17 protein-coding genes are annotated in these 16,239 nt (G+C 72.0%); 9 read left to right on the top strand and 8 right to left on the bottom strand.

The features are described from left to right. Window positions 1-133 precede the first annotated feature (133 nt). Window positions 134-442: a DUF4193 domain-containing protein gene (locus ACFFCA_RS14410; protein WP_375485943.1), complete on the bottom strand. Its 309-nt coding sequence runs from the start codon at window positions 440-442 to the stop codon at window positions 134-136. Between the two features lie 306 nt (window positions 443-748). Here ACFFCA_RS14410 and ACFFCA_RS14405 point away from each other — a divergent pair, with 306 nt between their 5' ends. Beyond that, window positions 749-1,336 carry a LytR C-terminal domain-containing protein gene (locus ACFFCA_RS14405; protein WP_375485941.1) on the top strand — a complete coding sequence of 196 codons (588 nt, stop codon included), beginning with the start codon at window positions 749-751 and terminating at the stop codon, window positions 1,334-1,336. A 46-nt stretch (window positions 1,337-1,382) separates the two neighbouring features. Here ACFFCA_RS14405 and ACFFCA_RS14400 read toward each other — a convergent pair whose 3' ends face one another. Then, the gene (locus ACFFCA_RS14400) at window positions 1,383-2,246 is read right to left on the bottom strand and encodes an inositol monophosphatase family protein (protein ID WP_375485940.1); all 864 of its coding nucleotides are present in this window, start codon (window positions 2,244-2,246) and stop codon (window positions 1,383-1,385) included. Between the two features lie 76 nt (window positions 2,247-2,322). Between ACFFCA_RS14400 and ppgK the strand changes: the two genes are divergently transcribed. Next, complete coding sequence (ppgK, locus tag ACFFCA_RS14395; protein WP_375485938.1) at window positions 2,323-3,129, top strand: polyphosphate--glucose phosphotransferase; 807 nt, start codon at window positions 2,323-2,325, stop codon at window positions 3,127-3,129. Window positions 3,130-3,363: 234 nt separating this feature from the next. Continuing rightward, window positions 3,364-4,635, top strand: a complete 1,272-nt coding sequence (locus ACFFCA_RS14390) for an RNA polymerase sigma factor (RefSeq protein ID WP_375485936.1) — start codon at window positions 3,364-3,366, stop codon at window positions 4,633-4,635. A 210-nt stretch (window positions 4,636-4,845) separates the two neighbouring features. On the opposite strand, the gene ACFFCA_RS14385 is transcribed toward ACFFCA_RS14390, so the two are convergent. Both ACFFCA_RS14385 and ACFFCA_RS14380 read right to left on the bottom strand, forming a co-directional pair. Next, the gene (locus tag ACFFCA_RS14385; RefSeq protein ID WP_375485966.1) at window positions 4,846-5,073 is read right to left on the bottom strand and encodes a hypothetical protein; all 228 of its coding nucleotides are present in this window, start codon (window positions 5,071-5,073) and stop codon (window positions 4,846-4,848) included. 250 nt (window positions 5,074-5,323) lie between these two features. Next, entirely contained in the window at window positions 5,324-7,048 is a 1,725-nt protein-coding gene (locus tag ACFFCA_RS14380) for a DEAD/DEAH box helicase (RefSeq protein ID WP_375485964.1), read from the bottom strand. Window positions 7,049-7,259: 211 nt separating this feature from the next. On the opposite strand from ACFFCA_RS14380, the gene ACFFCA_RS14375 reads away from it, so the two are divergent. Further along, on the top strand, window positions 7,260-8,402 hold the full coding sequence (locus ACFFCA_RS14375; RefSeq protein WP_375485934.1) for a YihY/virulence factor BrkB family protein: 1,143 nt from the start codon (window positions 7,260-7,262) through the stop codon (window positions 8,400-8,402). A gap of 18 nt (window positions 8,403-8,420) precedes the next feature. Here the strand turns inward: ACFFCA_RS14375 and ACFFCA_RS14370 are convergent, their stop codons facing one another. From ACFFCA_RS14370 to ACFFCA_RS14360, 3 genes are all read right to left on the bottom strand, one after another. Beyond that, window positions 8,421-8,639, bottom strand: a complete 219-nt coding sequence (locus ACFFCA_RS14370) for a DUF3039 domain-containing protein (RefSeq protein WP_375485932.1) — start codon at window positions 8,637-8,639, stop codon at window positions 8,421-8,423. Window positions 8,640-8,734: 95 nt separating this feature from the next. Continuing rightward, window positions 8,735-9,061, bottom strand: a complete 327-nt coding sequence (locus tag ACFFCA_RS14365) for a DUF3099 domain-containing protein (RefSeq protein WP_375485930.1) — start codon at window positions 9,059-9,061, stop codon at window positions 8,735-8,737. A 56-nt stretch (window positions 9,062-9,117) separates the two neighbouring features. After that, window positions 9,118-9,300 (bottom strand): hypothetical protein, encoded by a 183-nt coding sequence (locus ACFFCA_RS14360; protein WP_375485929.1) that lies wholly within the window; start codon window positions 9,298-9,300, stop codon window positions 9,118-9,120. Between ACFFCA_RS14360 and ACFFCA_RS14355 the strand changes: the two genes are divergently transcribed. From ACFFCA_RS14355 to ACFFCA_RS14335, 5 genes are all read left to right on the top strand, one after another. Beyond that, entirely contained in the window at window positions 9,295-10,785 is a 1,491-nt protein-coding gene (locus tag ACFFCA_RS14355; protein ID WP_375485927.1) for a methyltransferase, read from the top strand. The two genes, ACFFCA_RS14360 and ACFFCA_RS14355, sit on opposite strands and share 6 nt — an antisense overlap. After that, window positions 10,782-11,207: a D-aminoacyl-tRNA deacylase gene (gene dtd, locus ACFFCA_RS14350; protein ID WP_375485925.1), complete on the top strand. Its 426-nt coding sequence runs from the start codon at window positions 10,782-10,784 to the stop codon at window positions 11,205-11,207. The genes ACFFCA_RS14355 and dtd overlap by 4 nt, the downstream gene beginning before the upstream one ends. A gap of 191 nt (window positions 11,208-11,398) precedes the next feature. Beyond that, window positions 11,399-12,673 (top strand): RNA polymerase sigma factor SigB, encoded by a 1,275-nt coding sequence (sigB, locus tag ACFFCA_RS14345; RefSeq protein WP_375485923.1) that lies wholly within the window; start codon window positions 11,399-11,401, stop codon window positions 12,671-12,673. A 134-nt stretch (window positions 12,674-12,807) separates the two neighbouring features. Continuing rightward, on the top strand, window positions 12,808-13,509 hold the full coding sequence (locus tag ACFFCA_RS14340) for a metal-dependent transcriptional regulator (protein WP_375485921.1): 702 nt from the start codon (window positions 12,808-12,810) through the stop codon (window positions 13,507-13,509). A 182-nt stretch (window positions 13,510-13,691) separates the two neighbouring features. Continuing rightward, window positions 13,692-15,158 (top strand): glutamate synthase subunit beta, encoded by a 1,467-nt coding sequence (locus ACFFCA_RS14335; RefSeq protein WP_375485919.1) that lies wholly within the window; start codon window positions 13,692-13,694, stop codon window positions 15,156-15,158. Here ACFFCA_RS14335 and ACFFCA_RS14330 read toward each other — a convergent pair. Beyond that, entirely contained in the window at window positions 15,103-16,182 is a 1,080-nt protein-coding gene (locus tag ACFFCA_RS14330; RefSeq protein WP_375485917.1) for a DUF4192 domain-containing protein, read from the bottom strand. The genes ACFFCA_RS14335 and ACFFCA_RS14330 overlap by 56 nt on opposite strands. Window positions 16,183-16,239: the final 57 nt, after the last annotated feature.

Here is a 16,239-nt window from a genome sequence, read left to right as displayed (position 1 = left end):
CCCCCCCCCCCCCCCCCCCCCCCGGGGTCACACACCGGGGGGGGCCCGGCCCCGCCGGGCGGGGCCCCGCGGTGGTGCAGGTTCGGTTGTTCGGTTGTGCAGGTTGATCGTTCGGTGGTGCTGCGGCGTGCGCTCAGGCGCAGTCGCGGCAGATCAGCTGGCCGTTCTTCTCGCGGGCCAGCCGGCTGCGGTGATGGACGAGGAAACAGGACGAGCAGGTGAACTCGTCGTTCTGCTTCGGCAGGACCCGGACGGTCAGTTCCTCGCCGGACATGCTGGACAGGTCGGCGCCGGGCAGTTCCAGCGACTCGGCCAGCTCGGTCTCGTCCACGTCGATCGAACCCGACTGGGCCTCGGCGCGGCGCGCCTTCAGCTCCTCGATCGAGTCCTCGTTCAGTTCCTCTACGTCTCCCCGACGCGGCGCGTCGTAGTCGGTCGCCATGCGGCGTCAACTCCTCGGTGGGCGTTCCCACGGTCGTGATCTCGTGCGGCGTGCTGCCGTCACTGTGGTTCAGAGTGTTTCTTGTCTGCTGAGCGGTGTGTCCGTTCGGCGCTGGAACGCACCGGCCTGCTGTTTTGTGCCCGGCTCCTGCAACGCCAGCTGAGACACCGCTCACCATCCCGGCCGCGGAACGGTACCGCGAACCAGTGTGCGGGAAACGCCCGGGCTGCCGAACCCATTCCCGCGTGTCCCGCGGATACGATCAGGGCCCCGATCCCGGTCAGACAGAAGGCAGGTCGACGCGTCATGGCGAGCACGGTCACGCGCCGCCCCCTTCCTGCGTTGATAGCACTGGTGGCCCTGCTGCTGCTCACCGCGCTGGTCTGGTGGCGGGTCATGAACCGCGACGGGGGCTCCTCGGCCGATGCGAAGAACTGCCCGACGCCCTCGGCCGCCTCCACGAGCAGCACGCCGACCGGCACCGCGGCGCCGCGCACGCTGCCGCCGCAGCGCACCGTCGACGTGCTGGTGCTCAACGCCACCACCCGCAACGGCATCGCGGGCAAGGCCCGTACGGCGCTGCTGGCCGACGGCTTCCGTTCGACGCTGCGCGCCAACGACGACGACAGCAAGAACAAGGTCACCGGGACGGCGCAGATCCGCTACAGCGCCGCCAACAAGCCTGGGGCGCAACTGCTGCAGTACTACTTCCCCGGCGCCCAGCTGCTGCAGGTCAGCACGCCGTCCGAGCAGGTGACGGTCAGCCTCGGGCCCCGCTACTCCGCGGTGCAGTCGCAGAAGGCCGTCACGGCACGGCTGGCCGCCGACAAGGTGACGCTGACGACCGCCGCCCCCACCCCGACGGCCGGCACCAGCACCACCAGTCGCTGCTGAGGCCCGGGCCGCTCCCTGCCGCCCCATGCGGCAGGCACCCGGCGTCTCAGCAGACCCGGTCGGCGCCCAGCTCGCCGAGCACCCGCACCAGCTCCGCCGACAGGTCCGGGCCGGCCGCGGCGACCAGCTGCATCGTCGGCTCCCCGCCGCCGGGCCCGGTGACCCGGCAGCCCGCCTCGGTGGCGACCAGCGCACCGGCGGCGTGATCCCACGGGTTGAGTCCCGCCTCGAAGTAGGCGTCCAGGGTGCCCGCGGCGACGCGGCACAGGTCGAGGGCCGCCGACCCGATCCGGCGGATGTCGGCGATGCGCGGCAGCAACTCGGCGACCACCGCGACCTGGCGCGCGCGCATCGCCGCGTCGTAGCCGAACCCGGTGCCGACGATCGCCCGCTCCAGCGGCACGGCGCGCGGCCCCGACAACGTCCGGGGCGGCTGCCCCGCGCGCAGCAGCACCGCCCCGCCCCCGCGGCGGGCGTGGAAGGTGTCCCCGCTGACCGGGTTGCACACCGCGCCGGCGACGACCGTGCCCGCGACCTCGGCGGCGACCGAGACGGCGTACTCGGGCAGGCCCAGCACGAAGTTGACCGTCCCGTCGATCGGGTCGACGACCCAACGCACCCGGGCCCCGGTGCTGCCGCCGTCGTGCCCGGCGCCCTCCTCGCCGAGCACGCCGTCGCCGGGCCGCAGTTCCGCCAGTCGCGCGACCAGCCAGCTCTCGCTGGCCCGGTCGACCTCGGTGACCAGATCGGTGGCGGTGCTCTTGGAGTCGACGGCGAAGGGGTCGGCGCGCCCGGCACGGACGACGTCGGCCGCGCCGCGCGCCAGCCACAGCGCCAGCGTCTCGAGGTCGGCAGCGTCCTCGGACTCCGGGTGCACGGCCGGCGGGGCGACGGGAGGTGAGGCGGTCACCCCCGCATCCGATCACGGATCGCGCCGCACGGCGTACACGGTCCGTACCTCGCTGGCCGGTCCAGGTACTAGGGTCATGCGGTCACGGAGCGCGAGCGAGGAGCAGTCGATGGTGGTCACGGGCGGGCCGGACGGTCAGGCGTTCGGCGTCGACATCGGCGGCACCGGCATGAAGGGCGCCGTGGTCGACACCGGCACCGGTCAGCTGGTCACCGAGCGCAAACGCATCCTGACCCCGCACCCGGCGACGCCCGAGGCCGTCGCGGGCGTCGTCGCGCAGCTCGTCTCGGACGCCGGCTGGCAGGGTCCGATCGGCGCGACGTTCCCGGCCGTCATCAAGCACGGGGTGGCCCAGTCGGCCGCCAACGTCGACCCGTCCTGGGTGGGCACCGACGCCGACAAGACCTTCACCCAGGCGGTCGGTGACAACAGCGAGGTGCTGGTCCTCAACGACGCCGACGCGGCCGGCATCGCCGAGGCCCGCTACGGCGCGGCCAAGGGCGTGGCCGGAGTCGTCATCCTGCTGACCTTCGGGACGGGCATCGGCAGCGCACTGCTCATCGACGGCGTCCTGGTGCCCAACACCGAACTGGGCCACCTGGAGCTCGACGGCCACGACGCCGAGTCACGCGCGGCTGCGTCCGTGCGTGACGAGCACGGGATGTCCTACAAGAAGTGGTCCAAGCGCGTGGACGCCTACATGCAGCACGTCGAGCGGCTGTTCACGCCTGACCTGTTCGTGGTCGGCGGCGGGGTCAGCAAGAACGCGGAGAAGTGGGTGCCGCTGCTCGAGCTCAAGACGCCGGTTAAGCCCGCCCAGCTGCTCAACGACGCCGGCATCGTGGGTGCCGCGATCGCCGCCATCGAGCACCTCGGCGAGTAGCGGAGCCGCGTCCGAGGAACGCGACGCGGACGCCGATGTCGCACCACATGGCTGGCGCGACGTGCCTGCCGCAGTACAATGAGCCGCAAGGGCACTGCGCACGTACTGGACTCGAATCTGAGCCGACCAACAGACGGCCTGCGAACCCTTCACTCCGCGTCATGCGGCTCGTTCAGCGCACGCCCACGGGTCACCTCAGGGTCCGTTGCGCACCTTCGTGGTGAAAGGTCTTCAGTGGTTTCCAGCAAGCAGACGACAACCGAGGACGAGCCGGTCACCGGCGAGTCCCCCGCCACCACCGGCGGTCGGCGTGTGCTCGCCGCGGCCAGCGCCACCAAGCGCACCGCCACGGCCCCCGTCCGCAAGGCCGCCGCCAAGAAGGCGCCCGCGAAGAAGGCAGCGGCCAAGGCTGCGGCCGACACCGCGACGGCCGCTCCGGCCGCCGACGGCGCCGAGGCTGCCGACGGCGAGGCCGTCGAGGGCGCCGCCGCCGAGGGTGCCGCCGAGTCCGAGGAGATCGTCTGGGACGAGGAGGAAGAGGAGTCCGAAGCCCTGCGCCAGGCGCGCAAGGACGCCGAGATGACCGCCTCGGCCGACTCCGTCCGTGCCTACCTCAAGCAGATCGGCAAGGTGGCCCTGCTCAACGCGGAGGAGGAGGTCGACCTCGCCAAGCGCATCGAGGCCGGTCTGTACGGCGCCGAGCGGCTGCGTCAGGCCGAGGAGGCCAACGAGAAGCTGGCCACCCAGATGCGGCGCGACCTGCGCTGGATCGTCCGCGACGGCGAGCGGGCGAAGAACCACCTGCTGGAGGCCAACCTGCGCCTGGTCGTCTCGCTGGCCAAGCGCTACACCGGTCGCGGCATGGCCTTCCTGGACCTCATCCAGGAGGGCAACCTGGGCCTGATCCGGGCGGTCGAGAAGTTCGACTACACCAAGGGCTACAAGTTCTCGACGTATGCCACCTGGTGGATCCGGCAGGCCATCACCCGCGCCATGGCCGACCAGGCCCGCACCATCCGTATCCCGGTGCACATGGTCGAGGTCATCAACAAGCTGGGCCGCATCCAGCGTGAGCTGCTGCAGGATCTCGGCCGTGAGCCGACGCCCGAGGAGCTCGCCAAGGAAATGGACATCACGCCGGACAAGGTGCTGGAGATCCAGCAGTACGCGCGTGAGCCCATCAGCCTCGACCAGACCATCGGCGACGAGGGCGACAGCCAGCTCGGCGACTTCATCGAGGACTCTGAGGCCGTCGTGGCCGTGGACGCGGTGTCGTTCACGTTGCTGCAGGACCAGTTGCAGTCGGTGCTGCAGACGCTGTCCGAGCGGGAGGCCGGCGTGGTCAAGCTGCGCTTCGGGCTCACTGACGGCCAGCCGCGCACCCTCGACGAGATCGGCCAGGTCTACGGCGTGACGCGTGAGCGGATCCGCCAGATCGAGTCCAAGACGATGTCCAAGCTGCGTCACCCGTCCCGCTCGCAGGTCCTGCGCGACTACCTCGACTAGGAGCGAGCGGAGACGAGCTTGCTCGTTCTCCCGGGCGACGACGTCGAGATTGAGGCCGCAAAGCGGCTGAACACCTGGACTGAGCCCTGGAGTTGTCCGCGGCTCGTCGGGCGCCACCCCGACGGAGCGCGGACAACTCGGCCAGACGGAACAGACGAAGGCCCCGCCCGGATGATCCCGGGCGGGGCCTTTCGTCTTGTCGAACTCTGCTCAGCGCTCTTCGGCACCTGCCGTGGCCGGGACCTCGACGAGGCGGTTCGACTCGTCCTGAATGTCCGTGGCCAACTCACGCAACCGCGACTCGTTCTCGTGGAAGTGGTGCGCACACAGAAGCAGATCGAAGCCGGAGGCCATGGTGGCCCGGATGTATGCCTGCGCTCCGCACCGGTCACACCGGTCGGTGGCGGTGAGCGGACTCGCGGCGATAGTCGTGGTCACGTTCAACACCTCTCTCTGCTGTCTCGGACGACCTAGGGGTAGTCGTCCCTCGTGCTACTTCTCCAGGTAACCACTCCGGAGGCCGCCGCGGTGGCGACACCCTGAAGCCGAAACCTTGCTGCAATACGTCTGGCTGAAAAAGCTGACCTCGACTAACTGCGTCGGTTGGTCACACAGTCCACAACGACTGATACCCCTGCCAGGATTCCCGGTATCCGCAGCGCGGGCAGATGACGTGACTCACGCGGGATCAACCCCCCAATAGCTGCATCAACCGGTCACGCCGCAGCTCGAGAACCTCGGCGGACGCGGCCGCGGACGCCGGACCCGGGACGTCACGCCGCAGCTGGGCGTGGATCTGGCCGTGCGGCGCGCCGGTCCGCGCGGCGTAGATGCCCACCAACCGGTTGACCTCGCGGCGCAGCTCGGCCCCGGCCCGCCAGGACGACGTCGGCGGTGGCGAATCCTCCGGCGCGCTGGGCGTGAGCCCGGCCACCCGGCTGCGCGCGTGGCTGTCGCGGCGGGCCAGCAGCGAGGCCATCTGCTCGGGCGACAGGATCCCGGGCAGCCCGAGGTAGTCCTCGTCCTCCGGGGTGAGGTCCTCGGGGGCGGCGACCACCGCGCGGCCGCCGTGCAGGATGTGGGCGAAGGACGCGTCGGCGTCGACGAGCTCGGCGCGGTCGGTCTCGCCGGGCTCGGGTTCGACCCGCTCGACGTCGAGCAGCTCGTCGGACTGCTGTGCCGGCGGCGGGATGACGTGGTTGCGCTCGTCCTCGAGCTCAGCGGCCAGGGCGAGCAGGGGCCGTACCGCAGGCAGGAAGACCGTCGCCGATTCGTGGTTGCCGCGGGCCCGGACGACGCGCCCCACGCCTTGGGCGAAGAACAGCGGCGTGCGGTAGGAGGTCATCCACGCCAGACACGCTGCGCGGGGCACGTCGACGCCCTCGGACACCATCCGTACGCAGACGGCCATCCGCTGCGTCCCGTGGGTGAACGCGGTGATCTTCTCGCTGGCCTTCGGGTCGTCGGACAGGATCACGACCGGGGCCTCCCCCGTCACCTGCGTGACGATGTCGGCGTAGGCGCGCGCGTCGTCCTGGTCGCTGGCCAGGACGAGGCCGGCGGCGTCGGGCATCCCCGACTCGCGCAGGTGGCTGATGCGCTCGTCCATGGCCGCGATGACGTGCGGCACCCATTTGCCGGCCGGGTTCAGGGCCGTGCGCCACGCGGTGGCCTCGAGCTTGCGGGTGCTGGGCTCGGACAGCGACGCGGCGATGACCTCGCCGGCGCTGTTGCGCCAGCGGGTGGTGCCCGTGTACGCCGCGAACACGACCGGGCGCACCACGCCGTCGCGCAGCGCCTCGCGGTAGCCGTAGGTGTAGTCGGCCTCGCTGCGCAGGCCACCCTCGCCGTCCTCGGCGTAGCGCACGAACGGGATGCGCTCGTCGGGACGGGTGCGGAAGGGCGTGCCGGTGAGGCACAGCCGGCGGGCGGCGAGGTCGAAGGCGGTGGCGACCGCGTCGCCCCACGACAGGCCATCACCGGCGTGGTGCACCTCGTCGAGGATCACCAGCGTCCGCTTGGCGCCGGTCCGGGCCGCGTGCAGCGCCGGTTTGGCCGCGACCTGCGCGTAGGTGGTGACGTAGCCACGCAGGTCGGGGCGGACGGCCCCGGTGGCGTTGGTCAGGGCGCCGTCGAGGGGCAGCCCGGCGGCGTCCGCCGCCTCGGCCCACTGCGTGCGCAGGTGGTCGGTCGGCGCCACGACGATGACCCGGTCGATGATCTTGGCGTCGACCAGCGAGCGCGCGAGCGCGAGCGCGAAGGTCGTCTTGCCGGCACCGGGGGTGGCCGTGACCAGGTAGTCACGACGTCGCGCGACCTCGTGATACCGCGCGAGGGCCACGCTCTGCCAGGCCCGCAACCGGGGGCCGTGCGGGGTGGGTGAGGCGGACAGCGGCGCGGCCAGTACACCCACCTCCACCGGGATCTCGACACCTGCGAACGCCGGGCGACGCTTCACCCGTCCAGGGGTGGCCCGGTCACCGGCACCGAGCGTCCAACCTAGTCGTGACGATCACGAGCGCCGGACGGGGCACGCCGAACGCGCCGCACCTGACGTCGTCCTCGACACGCGGCCGGGGCTGCCGGTCGTCACGGGCGGCACGGTGCGGGCACACTGTTGACTCGTGAACCCGGTCCGGCGCCTGCTCCGCCTCGGCCGCTACGTGCCCGTGCTGCTCAAACGCACCGTGGCGAAGGCGTGGAACGACCGCGTGCTGGGTCTGTCGGCGGAGGCCGCGTTCTGGCAGATGCTGAGCCTGCCGTCGCTGTTCCTGGCGCTGCTGGCCGCGCTCGGCTACGTCTCCCGCTGGTTCGGCCCTGGCACCGTCGACCGCACCCAGAAGCAGATCGAGAACGTCTCGAGCCGGGCCTTCAGTGAGCAGGTCGTCAACCAGGTCATCGCCCCGACGTTGCACCAGGTGCTGCGGGGTGACCGGGCCTCGGCGCTGTCCATCGGGTTCGCGCTCGCGCTGTGGGCGGGGTCGTCGGCGACCGCAACCTTCGTCAACACGATCACCATCGCCTACGACCAGCGCGACCTGCGCGGCCCGATCCGCAGCCGCCTGCTCGCGCTGTGGGTGTTCCTCGGCACCGTCATCCTGGGCGTGTTCCTGCTGCCCATGCTGGTGCTCGGCCCGGACCTGCTGCGCAAGGCGTTCCCGCACCGGGCGCAGCACACCGTGAGCACCCTCATCAGCAACGGCTACTACCCGGTCCTCGTCGTGGTGCTGCTGCTCGGCCTGACCACGTTCTACAAGGTGGCGCCGCCGAAGCGGTTGCCGTGGCGGCGCGGGTTGCCGGGGGCCGCGCTCGCAGGCGTGGTGTTCCTGCTCGGGTCGGCCGGGCTGCGTACCTACATCGAGTACATCGTCGACAAGAACCACTCCTACGGAGCGCTGGCCGCACCCATCGCCGCGTTGCTGTTCTTCTTCATCCTTGCCCTGGGCGTGCTGCTCGGGGCGGAGCTGAACGCGGCCATCCAGCAGCTCAAGCCGGCCAAGTCCAGGCCGCCACGCGTGCTGGACCCGCGCAACTGGCAGCTGTTCTCCGGCGAGCTGCCCCAGGTCGACGCCGCGAGCGCGGACGGGGCAGCCACCGGCGCGAACGGGACCCCTGCCCGCAACGGGAAGGCCACCGGACCTGTGAACGGCGACGCCCGCGGTCCGGCCGCGCACGGCGTCACGCCGGACAGCGTGCGCACCGCAGCCGTGCGCCGGCTCACCGGGCTGCGCGAGCACGGGCGCCTGCGCCGCAGCGACACGCCCTGACGCAGCCCTGACGCGGCGTCAGCGCATGCTCTCGAAGATCTCCTTGCACTGCGGGCACACCGGGGAGCCGGGCTTCGGTGTCTTCGTCACCGGGAACACCTCACCGCACAGCGCCTGCACCATCGTCCCCATGACCGCGCTCTCGGCGATCTTGTTCTTGCGGACGTAGTGGAAGACCTCGGGCCCGGTATCGGTGTCCGACGTGGACGGGGACTCGAGAACCTGCGTGTCGGTCATGCCTTCACTCCGTTCGGCCAAGCGGAGACCCATGCCTATTGTTCGCTCCGCGAGCGTCGCTCATGGCCTCGATTGTGCCTCAGTGAGCCGGCAGGTCAGCCGTCGACGGTGCGCCCGTCGTCGCCGGCCGTGAGAGCACGCTCGGTGCCCGCACCCGGCCGGTAGCTCGGGTCCACGACGTGCCGCTTGACCGGCGCGTTGTTGGCCACCAGCACCGCGCACCACGGCAGCACCGCACCACCGACCACGAAGGCCAGGGCGAGGTAGATCGACAACTGGTAGGTGCAGGCGGCAGCGATGACGCAGAGGCCACGGATCGACATCATGATCGCGTACTTGCGGCGGCGGCGGTCGTACTCGTAATCGTTGCTCTCCTGGGCGCTCGTGATGAGCAACGCCTCGGGGGCGTGGGAGCGGCGCATGAGCCCATAGTCGCACCGAACAGGACGGAAAGCTCGTGCAGCGAAGGACTGCTGGGTCACCACCGGAAGACGCCCGCGACGCCGTGGTAGGTGACGATGGACAGGTGCCCCGTGCCGCTCAACCCCGTGCCGCTGAACCCCGTGCCGCTGAACCCCGTGCCGTCGAACCGCTGCTCGACCCCGCCCACCTCGCGGACCTGCGTCGTGCCCTCGCCGGCTACACCGCGGACGCCGTGCACGATGCCCTGGGACTGGCCGGGCAGGCCGCCCACTCACGCGGTGATCTCGCCGGGGTCGCCCGGGCCCTGCGCCGGGGCGACACCGACCGGCGGCTGCGCACGTTCGTCGAGCTGTTCCTGCTCGGCCGCGAGGTGACGGAGGCCGCGGCCCGCGAGGCCTTCGACCCGTTGCCCCTCGACGTCGCGGTGCAGGCGGGCGTGGTCGAGACGTCGGCCGGGTCGGTGCGCGCCGCGCTGGAGATCCGCCCGTACGCCGAGGCGGGTACGTCGCCGTGGGAGACGCCGGTGCCGGACGCACCCTGGTGGGTGGTGTCGGACCTGGGGTCCGACGTGCGCCCGGGTCCGTTGGCCGGCGACCACGTCCTGGGCATCGGTGCGGCCTCGACGACCCTGGCCCAGTCGACGCCCCGGGTCGGGGTCGGCCGCGCCCTCGACGTCGGCACCGGCTGCGGTGTCCAGGCGCTGCACCTGGGCGGGCACAGCAGCAGCGTGACGGCCACCGACATCAGCCGGCGGGCCCTCAGTCTCGCCGCCACGACCGCGGCGCTCAGCGGCCAGACGTGGGACCTGCGGCACGGGTCGCTGCTCGACCCCGTCGAGGAGGAGCGGTACGACCTCGTCGTCGCCAACCCGCCGTTCGTGGTGTCCGCAGGCGGCCCGGGCTACGACTACCGGGACAGCGGACTCGCCGGTGACGGGGTCAGCGAGGCGCTGGTGCGCGGCCTGCCGGCCGTCCTCAACCCCGGCGGCACCGCCGTCCTGCTGGCGAACTGGATCATCCCCCGCGAGGGTGACTGGCAGGACCGGGTCACCGGCTGGGTCGCGGGGCGCGGCTGCGACGCCTGGATCTGGCAGCGCGAGATGGCGGACCCCGGCGAGTACGTCGCGCTGTGGCTGCGCGACGCCGGTGAGACGCCCGGTTCGCCGGCCTGGGACACCCGCTACGACGCCTGGCTGGACTGGTTCGACGAGGCCGGGGTCGCCGCGGTCGGCATGGGCCTGGTTGCGATGCGCCGGCACGAGGCACCGGCCGGTTCCGACACGCCCGAGGTGCTGGTGGCCGAGGACGTGCCGCAGCCGGTCCAGCAGCCGGTGGGAGCCGAGATCGGCGCCTGGTTCGACCGCCAACGTCTGCTGCACGACACGGCGGACGAGAGACTGCTGGGCACCCGGTTCCGTCCCGCGCCGGACCTCGTCCGCACCCGCGACGCCGTCACCGACCCCGACGGGTGGCGCGTCGCCCGGGACGTGCTCCGGCAGTCCCACGGCCTGCGGTGGGAACTCGACGTCGACGACGCCGTCGCGGCGCTCGTCGCAGGCAGCGACGCCACGGCCCCGTTGGCGCTCGACCTGGCCGTGCTGGCCGCATCGCTCGGCGAGGCGGTCGAGGACGTCACCGCGGCTGCGCTGCCCGTCGTCCGCGACCTGGTCGGGCGCGGCTTCCTGCTCCCCGTGGACCTGCCGGAGCAGGACGGCGAGCGGTGAGGGCGCTCGTGCAGCGGGTGAGCGAGGCCCGGGTGGAGGTCGATGCGCGCACCGTCGGCGCGATCGGGACCGGGCTGCTCGTCCTGGTCGGTGTCACGCACGACGACACCGAGGACGTCGCGCGGGCCGTCGCCAGGAAGGTGCACCGACTGCGCATCCTGCCCGGCGAACTCAGCGTGGCCGACGAGCCCGACGCGGGCGTGCTGGTGGTCAGCCAGTTCACCCTCTACGGCGACGCCCGCAAGGGCCGTCGCCCGACCTGGGCCGTTGCCGCACCCGGCTCGAGGGCGGAGCCGTTGGTCGAGATCGTGGCCGACACCCTGCGCGACCTCGGGACCCGGGTGGAGACCGGCGTTTTCGGCGCCGACATGCGGGTACATCTTGTCAACGAGGGACCAATGACGCTCCTGATCGAGCTGTGAGCACGCGCGCACATCACTGACGGCGAGTGGCGGGACCTGGCACTGAGTCAGGCCTGAGCGGATCGATCCTCTGTTCGGATTCCCGGGAACATCCGACCGGGGTCGGCACGTTGTCTCCATCGAACCGGTGACGCACGGATCTCGTGTCCACCACCGAGCATTCCGAGTCGATTTAGGTGGTCTGGTACATCGTGGCAACCTCTTCCAACACTGCTTCCCGCACCGGGACCCGTCGGGCTTCCGGCCCGCGGTCGTCCGCGGCCGAGCAGCGGCTGTCGGCGCGCGGGCACCGCAGCGCCCGGGCGGCCGCGCCGGCCGAGGAGCCGGTCGACGTCACCATCGCGGACCCGGCGGCGCCAGCCGCAACCTCGCCCGCGACCCGTACCCGCACCAAGACCAAGGCGGCCGTGAAGAAGACGCCGAAGAAGGCCGACGCCCCCACAACCGGGAGCGCCACGCCGGTCACCGACCGCGCGATGGCCGAGGACGACGGCGACGACGAGTCGGGGGCTGCACCGGTTCGCCGGACGCTCGACCTCGACGAGGTGTCGGCCTCCGCCGACCTCGTCCGGGTGTACCTCAACGAGATCGGCAAGGTCGCCCTGCTGACTGCGGCCGACGAGGTCGATCTGGCCAAGCGGATCGAGGCCGGGCTCTACGCGGCGCACCTTCTGACGCAGCCCAACCAGTTCACGGCCGCCCGCAAGCGTGACCTGCGCGCCGTCGTCCGCGACGGCGAGCGGGCCAAGGACCACCTGCTGCGTGCCAACCTGCGCCTGGTCGTGTCGCTGGCCAAGCGCTACACCGGCCACGGGATGCCGTTCCTCGACCTCATTCAGGAGGGCAATCTGGGGCTGATCCGCGCCGTCGAGAAGTTCGACTACGCGAAGGGCTTCAAGTTCTCCACCTACGCCACCTGGTGGATCCGGCAGGCGATCAGCCGGGCGATGGCCGACCAGTCGCGCACCATCCGGCTGCCCGTCCACCTCGTCGAGCAGGTCAACAAGCTGCAGCGCATCCGCCGTGAGCTGAACCAGGAGCTGGGCCGCGAGGCGCACCACTCCGAGCTGGCCCACGAACTGGACATCACCGAGGAGCGGGTCCGCGAGCTCATCGACCTGTCCCGGGACCTGGTCAGCCTGGACCAGACCGTGGGCACGGACGATGACGCCTCGCTGGGCGACTTCATCGCCGACGAGCGCTCCACCTTCGCCGCCGAGACGGTCGTCGAGGGGGGTCTCATGCGGGGCCACCTGCAGGAGGTCCTGAACACCCTGGACGCCCGCGAGGCGGCCGTGGTCCGGATGCGCTACGGCCTCGACGGTGGCCAGCCCAAGACACTGGACGAGATCGGGCGGGCGTTCAAGCTCTCCCGCGAGCGGATCCGGCAGATCGAGCGCGAGACGATGGCCAAGCTGCGCCACCCGTCGCGCTCGCAGGTCCTGCGCGACTACCTCGACACCTGAGCACTTCAGCACCTCAGCACGACCCGGACGTCGGCACGGCGCCCCCTTCCCGGGGGCGCCGTGTCGTGCGTCCGGAGCCGCTGGTCACTGCACGCGGCTAGGATCGACAGGCAGTGTTCACCTGGGAGGTGGAGATGAGTCATCACAGCGATCTGATCGACACCGCCGAGATGTACCTGCGCACGGTGTACGAGCTCGAGGAGGAAGGCGTCGTGCCGCTGCGGGCGCGCATCGCCGAACGCCTGGGGCAGAGTGGGCCCACCGTCAGCCAGACCGTTTCCCGGATGGAACGTGACGGGCTGCTGCACGTCGCCGACGACCGGCACCTCGAGCTGACCGAGAAGGGCCGCCACGAGGCGGTCGGCGTCATGCGCAAGCATCGGCTCGCCGAGCGGCTGCTGGTCGACGTCATCGGCCTCGACTGGGAGGACGTGCACATCGAGGCCTGCCGGTGGGAGCACGTCATGAGCGACGCCGTCGAGCGCCGCATCCTGGCCCTGCTCAGCAAGCCGCTGGTGTGCCCGCACGGCAACCCGATCCCCGGCCTGGATCAGCTCGGGCTGCCCTTCTCGAACGCCGAGCAGGTCGGCCCGCTGGTCAGCCTCAGCACGGCCGCCGGCCACCCGTCGACCAGCACGGTCGTGATCAACCGGATCAGCGAGCAGCTGCAGCCCGACGCCGCGCTCATGCACCGCCTCTCGGACGCCGGCATGCGGCCGGGCAACGTCGTGCAGGTGGCGCCGGTCGACAGCGGGGTCGAGGTCTGGGTGGACGGCAGCGAGCGGACGCTGTTCGACCGCGTCATCAGCGACCACGTGTTCGTCCGGGTGGCCTGACCACCGCCAGGGCCGGCACCGCCGCCTGATGCTGCGACTGCCACCCACCGCCACGCACTGCCGACCTGGGCGTCGATAGACTGGCGCGCTGCGAGCCGATGCCGCCTCGCCCGCCCGCGATACCGCGTCCACGTGCCCACGGGCACCGAAGAACGCCGTCCACGAGCCGAGAGAGAGTGTCGGTGGCATACGACCCCCAGGGTTTCCTCAAGCACGAGCGCCGGGACACCCCGAAGCGCCCCGCCGACGAGCGGGTGCGTGACTGGCAGCCGATCTATCTGCGAGCCAGGCCCGAGGTCGTGAGCGAGCAGGCCGCCCGGTGCATGGACTGCGGCGTGGCGTTCTGCCACAGCGGCTGCCCGCTCGGCAACCTCATCCCCGAGTGGAACGAGTACGTGGCCCGCGACGACTGGGCGACCGCGAGCGACCGGCTGCACGCGACCAACAACTTCCCGGAGTTCACCGGGTGGATCTGCCCGGCCCCGTGCGAGGCCGCCTGCGTGCTGGCGTTGAACACCGACCCGGTGACGATCAAGCAGGTCGAGGTGTCCATCGTCGAGCGGGCGTTCGCCGACGGCTTCGTCGACCCGCAGCCCGCCTCCGAGCACACCGGCCGTTCCGTCGCCGTCGTCGGGTCGGGGCCGGCCGGGCTGGCCGCCGCGCAGCAGCTCACGCGCGCCGGCCACGCAGTGACCGTCTTCGAACGCGACGACCGCCTGGGCGGCCTGCTGCGCTACGGCATCCCCGACTTCAAGATGCCCAAGGACATCATCGACCGGCGCATCGACCAGATGCGGGCCGAGGGCACCACGTTCCGGGTCGACAGCGACGTCACCGCGGACGACGTCACGCGGCTGCGCTCGGAGTTCGATGCGGTGGTGCTCGCCGTCGGTGCGCTGGCGCCGCGCGAGCTCAGCACCCCCGGACGTGAGCTGCGGGGCGTGCACCAGGCGATGTCCTACCTGCCGCTCGGCAACAGGGTGCAGGCCGGCGACCTCTCCGTCCCCGACATCGACGCCGCCGACAAGCACGTCATCATCGTCGGCGGCGGCGACACCGCTGCCGACTGCCTCGGCACCGCGAACCGCCAGGGCGCGACCTCGGTGACCGTGCTGGACCACAACCCGCGCCCCACCCCGCGGGAGAACCTGGTGAACCCGCGCTGGCCGGCGGCGATGAGCAGCCGCGGCGTCTCGCCGGCCCACGACGAGGGTGTCCACGAGGCCTGGGCCCGCGAGGTGGTCTCGTTCGAGGGCGACGAGAACGGCGCGGTGCGGGCGGTCGTCGTGGAGGAGGTCGAGATCGTCCGCGTCGACGGCAGGCGGGAGTTCCGCCCGGTTCCCGGGTCGCGGACCGAGCTGCCCGCCGAGCTCGTGCTGCTCGCGGCGGGCTTCGTCGGTACCGACGTGCCGGACCTGCTCGGCGCGCTGGGGGCCGACCAGACACCGGGGCGCGGGACGGTGGCGATCGACGACCGCTGGCAGACCACCGCCGACGGCGTGTGGGCCTGCGGCGACGCCAGCCGCGGCGCTTCGCTGGTGGTGTGGGCGATCGCCGAGGGGCGCGCCTGCGCGGCTGCCGTCGACCACGCGCTCAGCGGGGTGTCCGAGCTGCCGCGCCCCGTCGTCCCCGGCGCCGTCGGGCTCTGAGCTCGTCGGGCGGATCGGAGCCCAGCACAGGGAAGGTGCGCGGGTCGACAGCGTTGGCCAGGGCGGCCAGGAGCAGGTCGGCGGCGCTGTAGGACGGGTCGCTGGCCAGGACCCGCTCGGCGGCCAGCCGGGCCAGGACTCCGTTGCCCGCCCGCCAATTCGCCCAGGCCAGCAGGAACGTGGGGGCGGCGTCGTAGGGGCTGGGGCAGCGGCGTGCCAGCTCGGCCCACAGCGCCCTGCCGTCGAGGCGACGACTGTCGACCGCCACCCACACCTCGTCGCGGACCGCGACGCCGGTGAGGGCCACACCCAGCCGGGCGGCGGCAGCGTCGTCCGGGGTCGACCACTGCGCCGCGTCGCTGGCATCGGCCAGCCGGATGAGCTCGCGGACGAGCTCGCGCTCGTGCCCGGCGACGCCGCCGGCGAGCAGCGCCGCCACCGCCGTGTTCTCGGCAGCGGTGAGGAACGGGGCGAGCGCGGCACGCCGTGTGTCCGGCAGCGGTTCGAGGGTGGCAGCCAGTGTCGCGCGGTCGGGCAGGGCCACGACGCCCTCGAAGGCCGCCGCGGCCGCGAAGGCCGACGGGCTCGCCGGTTGCACGTTGCCCTCGGGCGGGCAGCACTGCGCGGCGCCGCACAGGTAGGACCACCACCGCGACCGGCACAGCAGCAGGGCGTCGTGGAGGACCGCACCCAGCCCGATGAGGCACTCGTCCACGGCCACGACGGCAGCGGCCCAGGGCAGGTCGTCGTGGGCGGCCACGGGCATCTCGCAACGGTCGTCGGCCACGACGACGATGAACGCATCGGAACCGCCACGCACCATCGCGGCGACGGTGTCGTCGACCAGGTCGGGCTGCCCGGTGTCGGCGAGGTCGAGGCGGGCCGTGACGACCAGGCAGCCGTCACGCAGGCCCAGGAGCACCAGGCTCTCGGTGGGACGGAAGCCGAGCAGGTACGGGATTGCGTCCAGCAGCTCGGCAGTGCCCGAGACGCGGCGGGCCCGGACGGGAAACGATGTGGTCATGGGCCGAGCGTGCTCGTTCCCGCCGGCCCGTGCCGCGCGTCATCGGCGGGATGTGGA

It is taken from the genome of uncultured Jatrophihabitans sp., assembly GCF_964252635.1.
In the GTDB taxonomy this organism is placed as follows: domain Bacteria; phylum Actinomycetota; class Actinomycetes; order Mycobacteriales; family Jatrophihabitantaceae; genus Jatrophihabitans.
The sequence above is the reverse complement of the archived record's forward strand: the minus strand, read 5'-3'. Positions and strand labels throughout refer to the sequence as shown.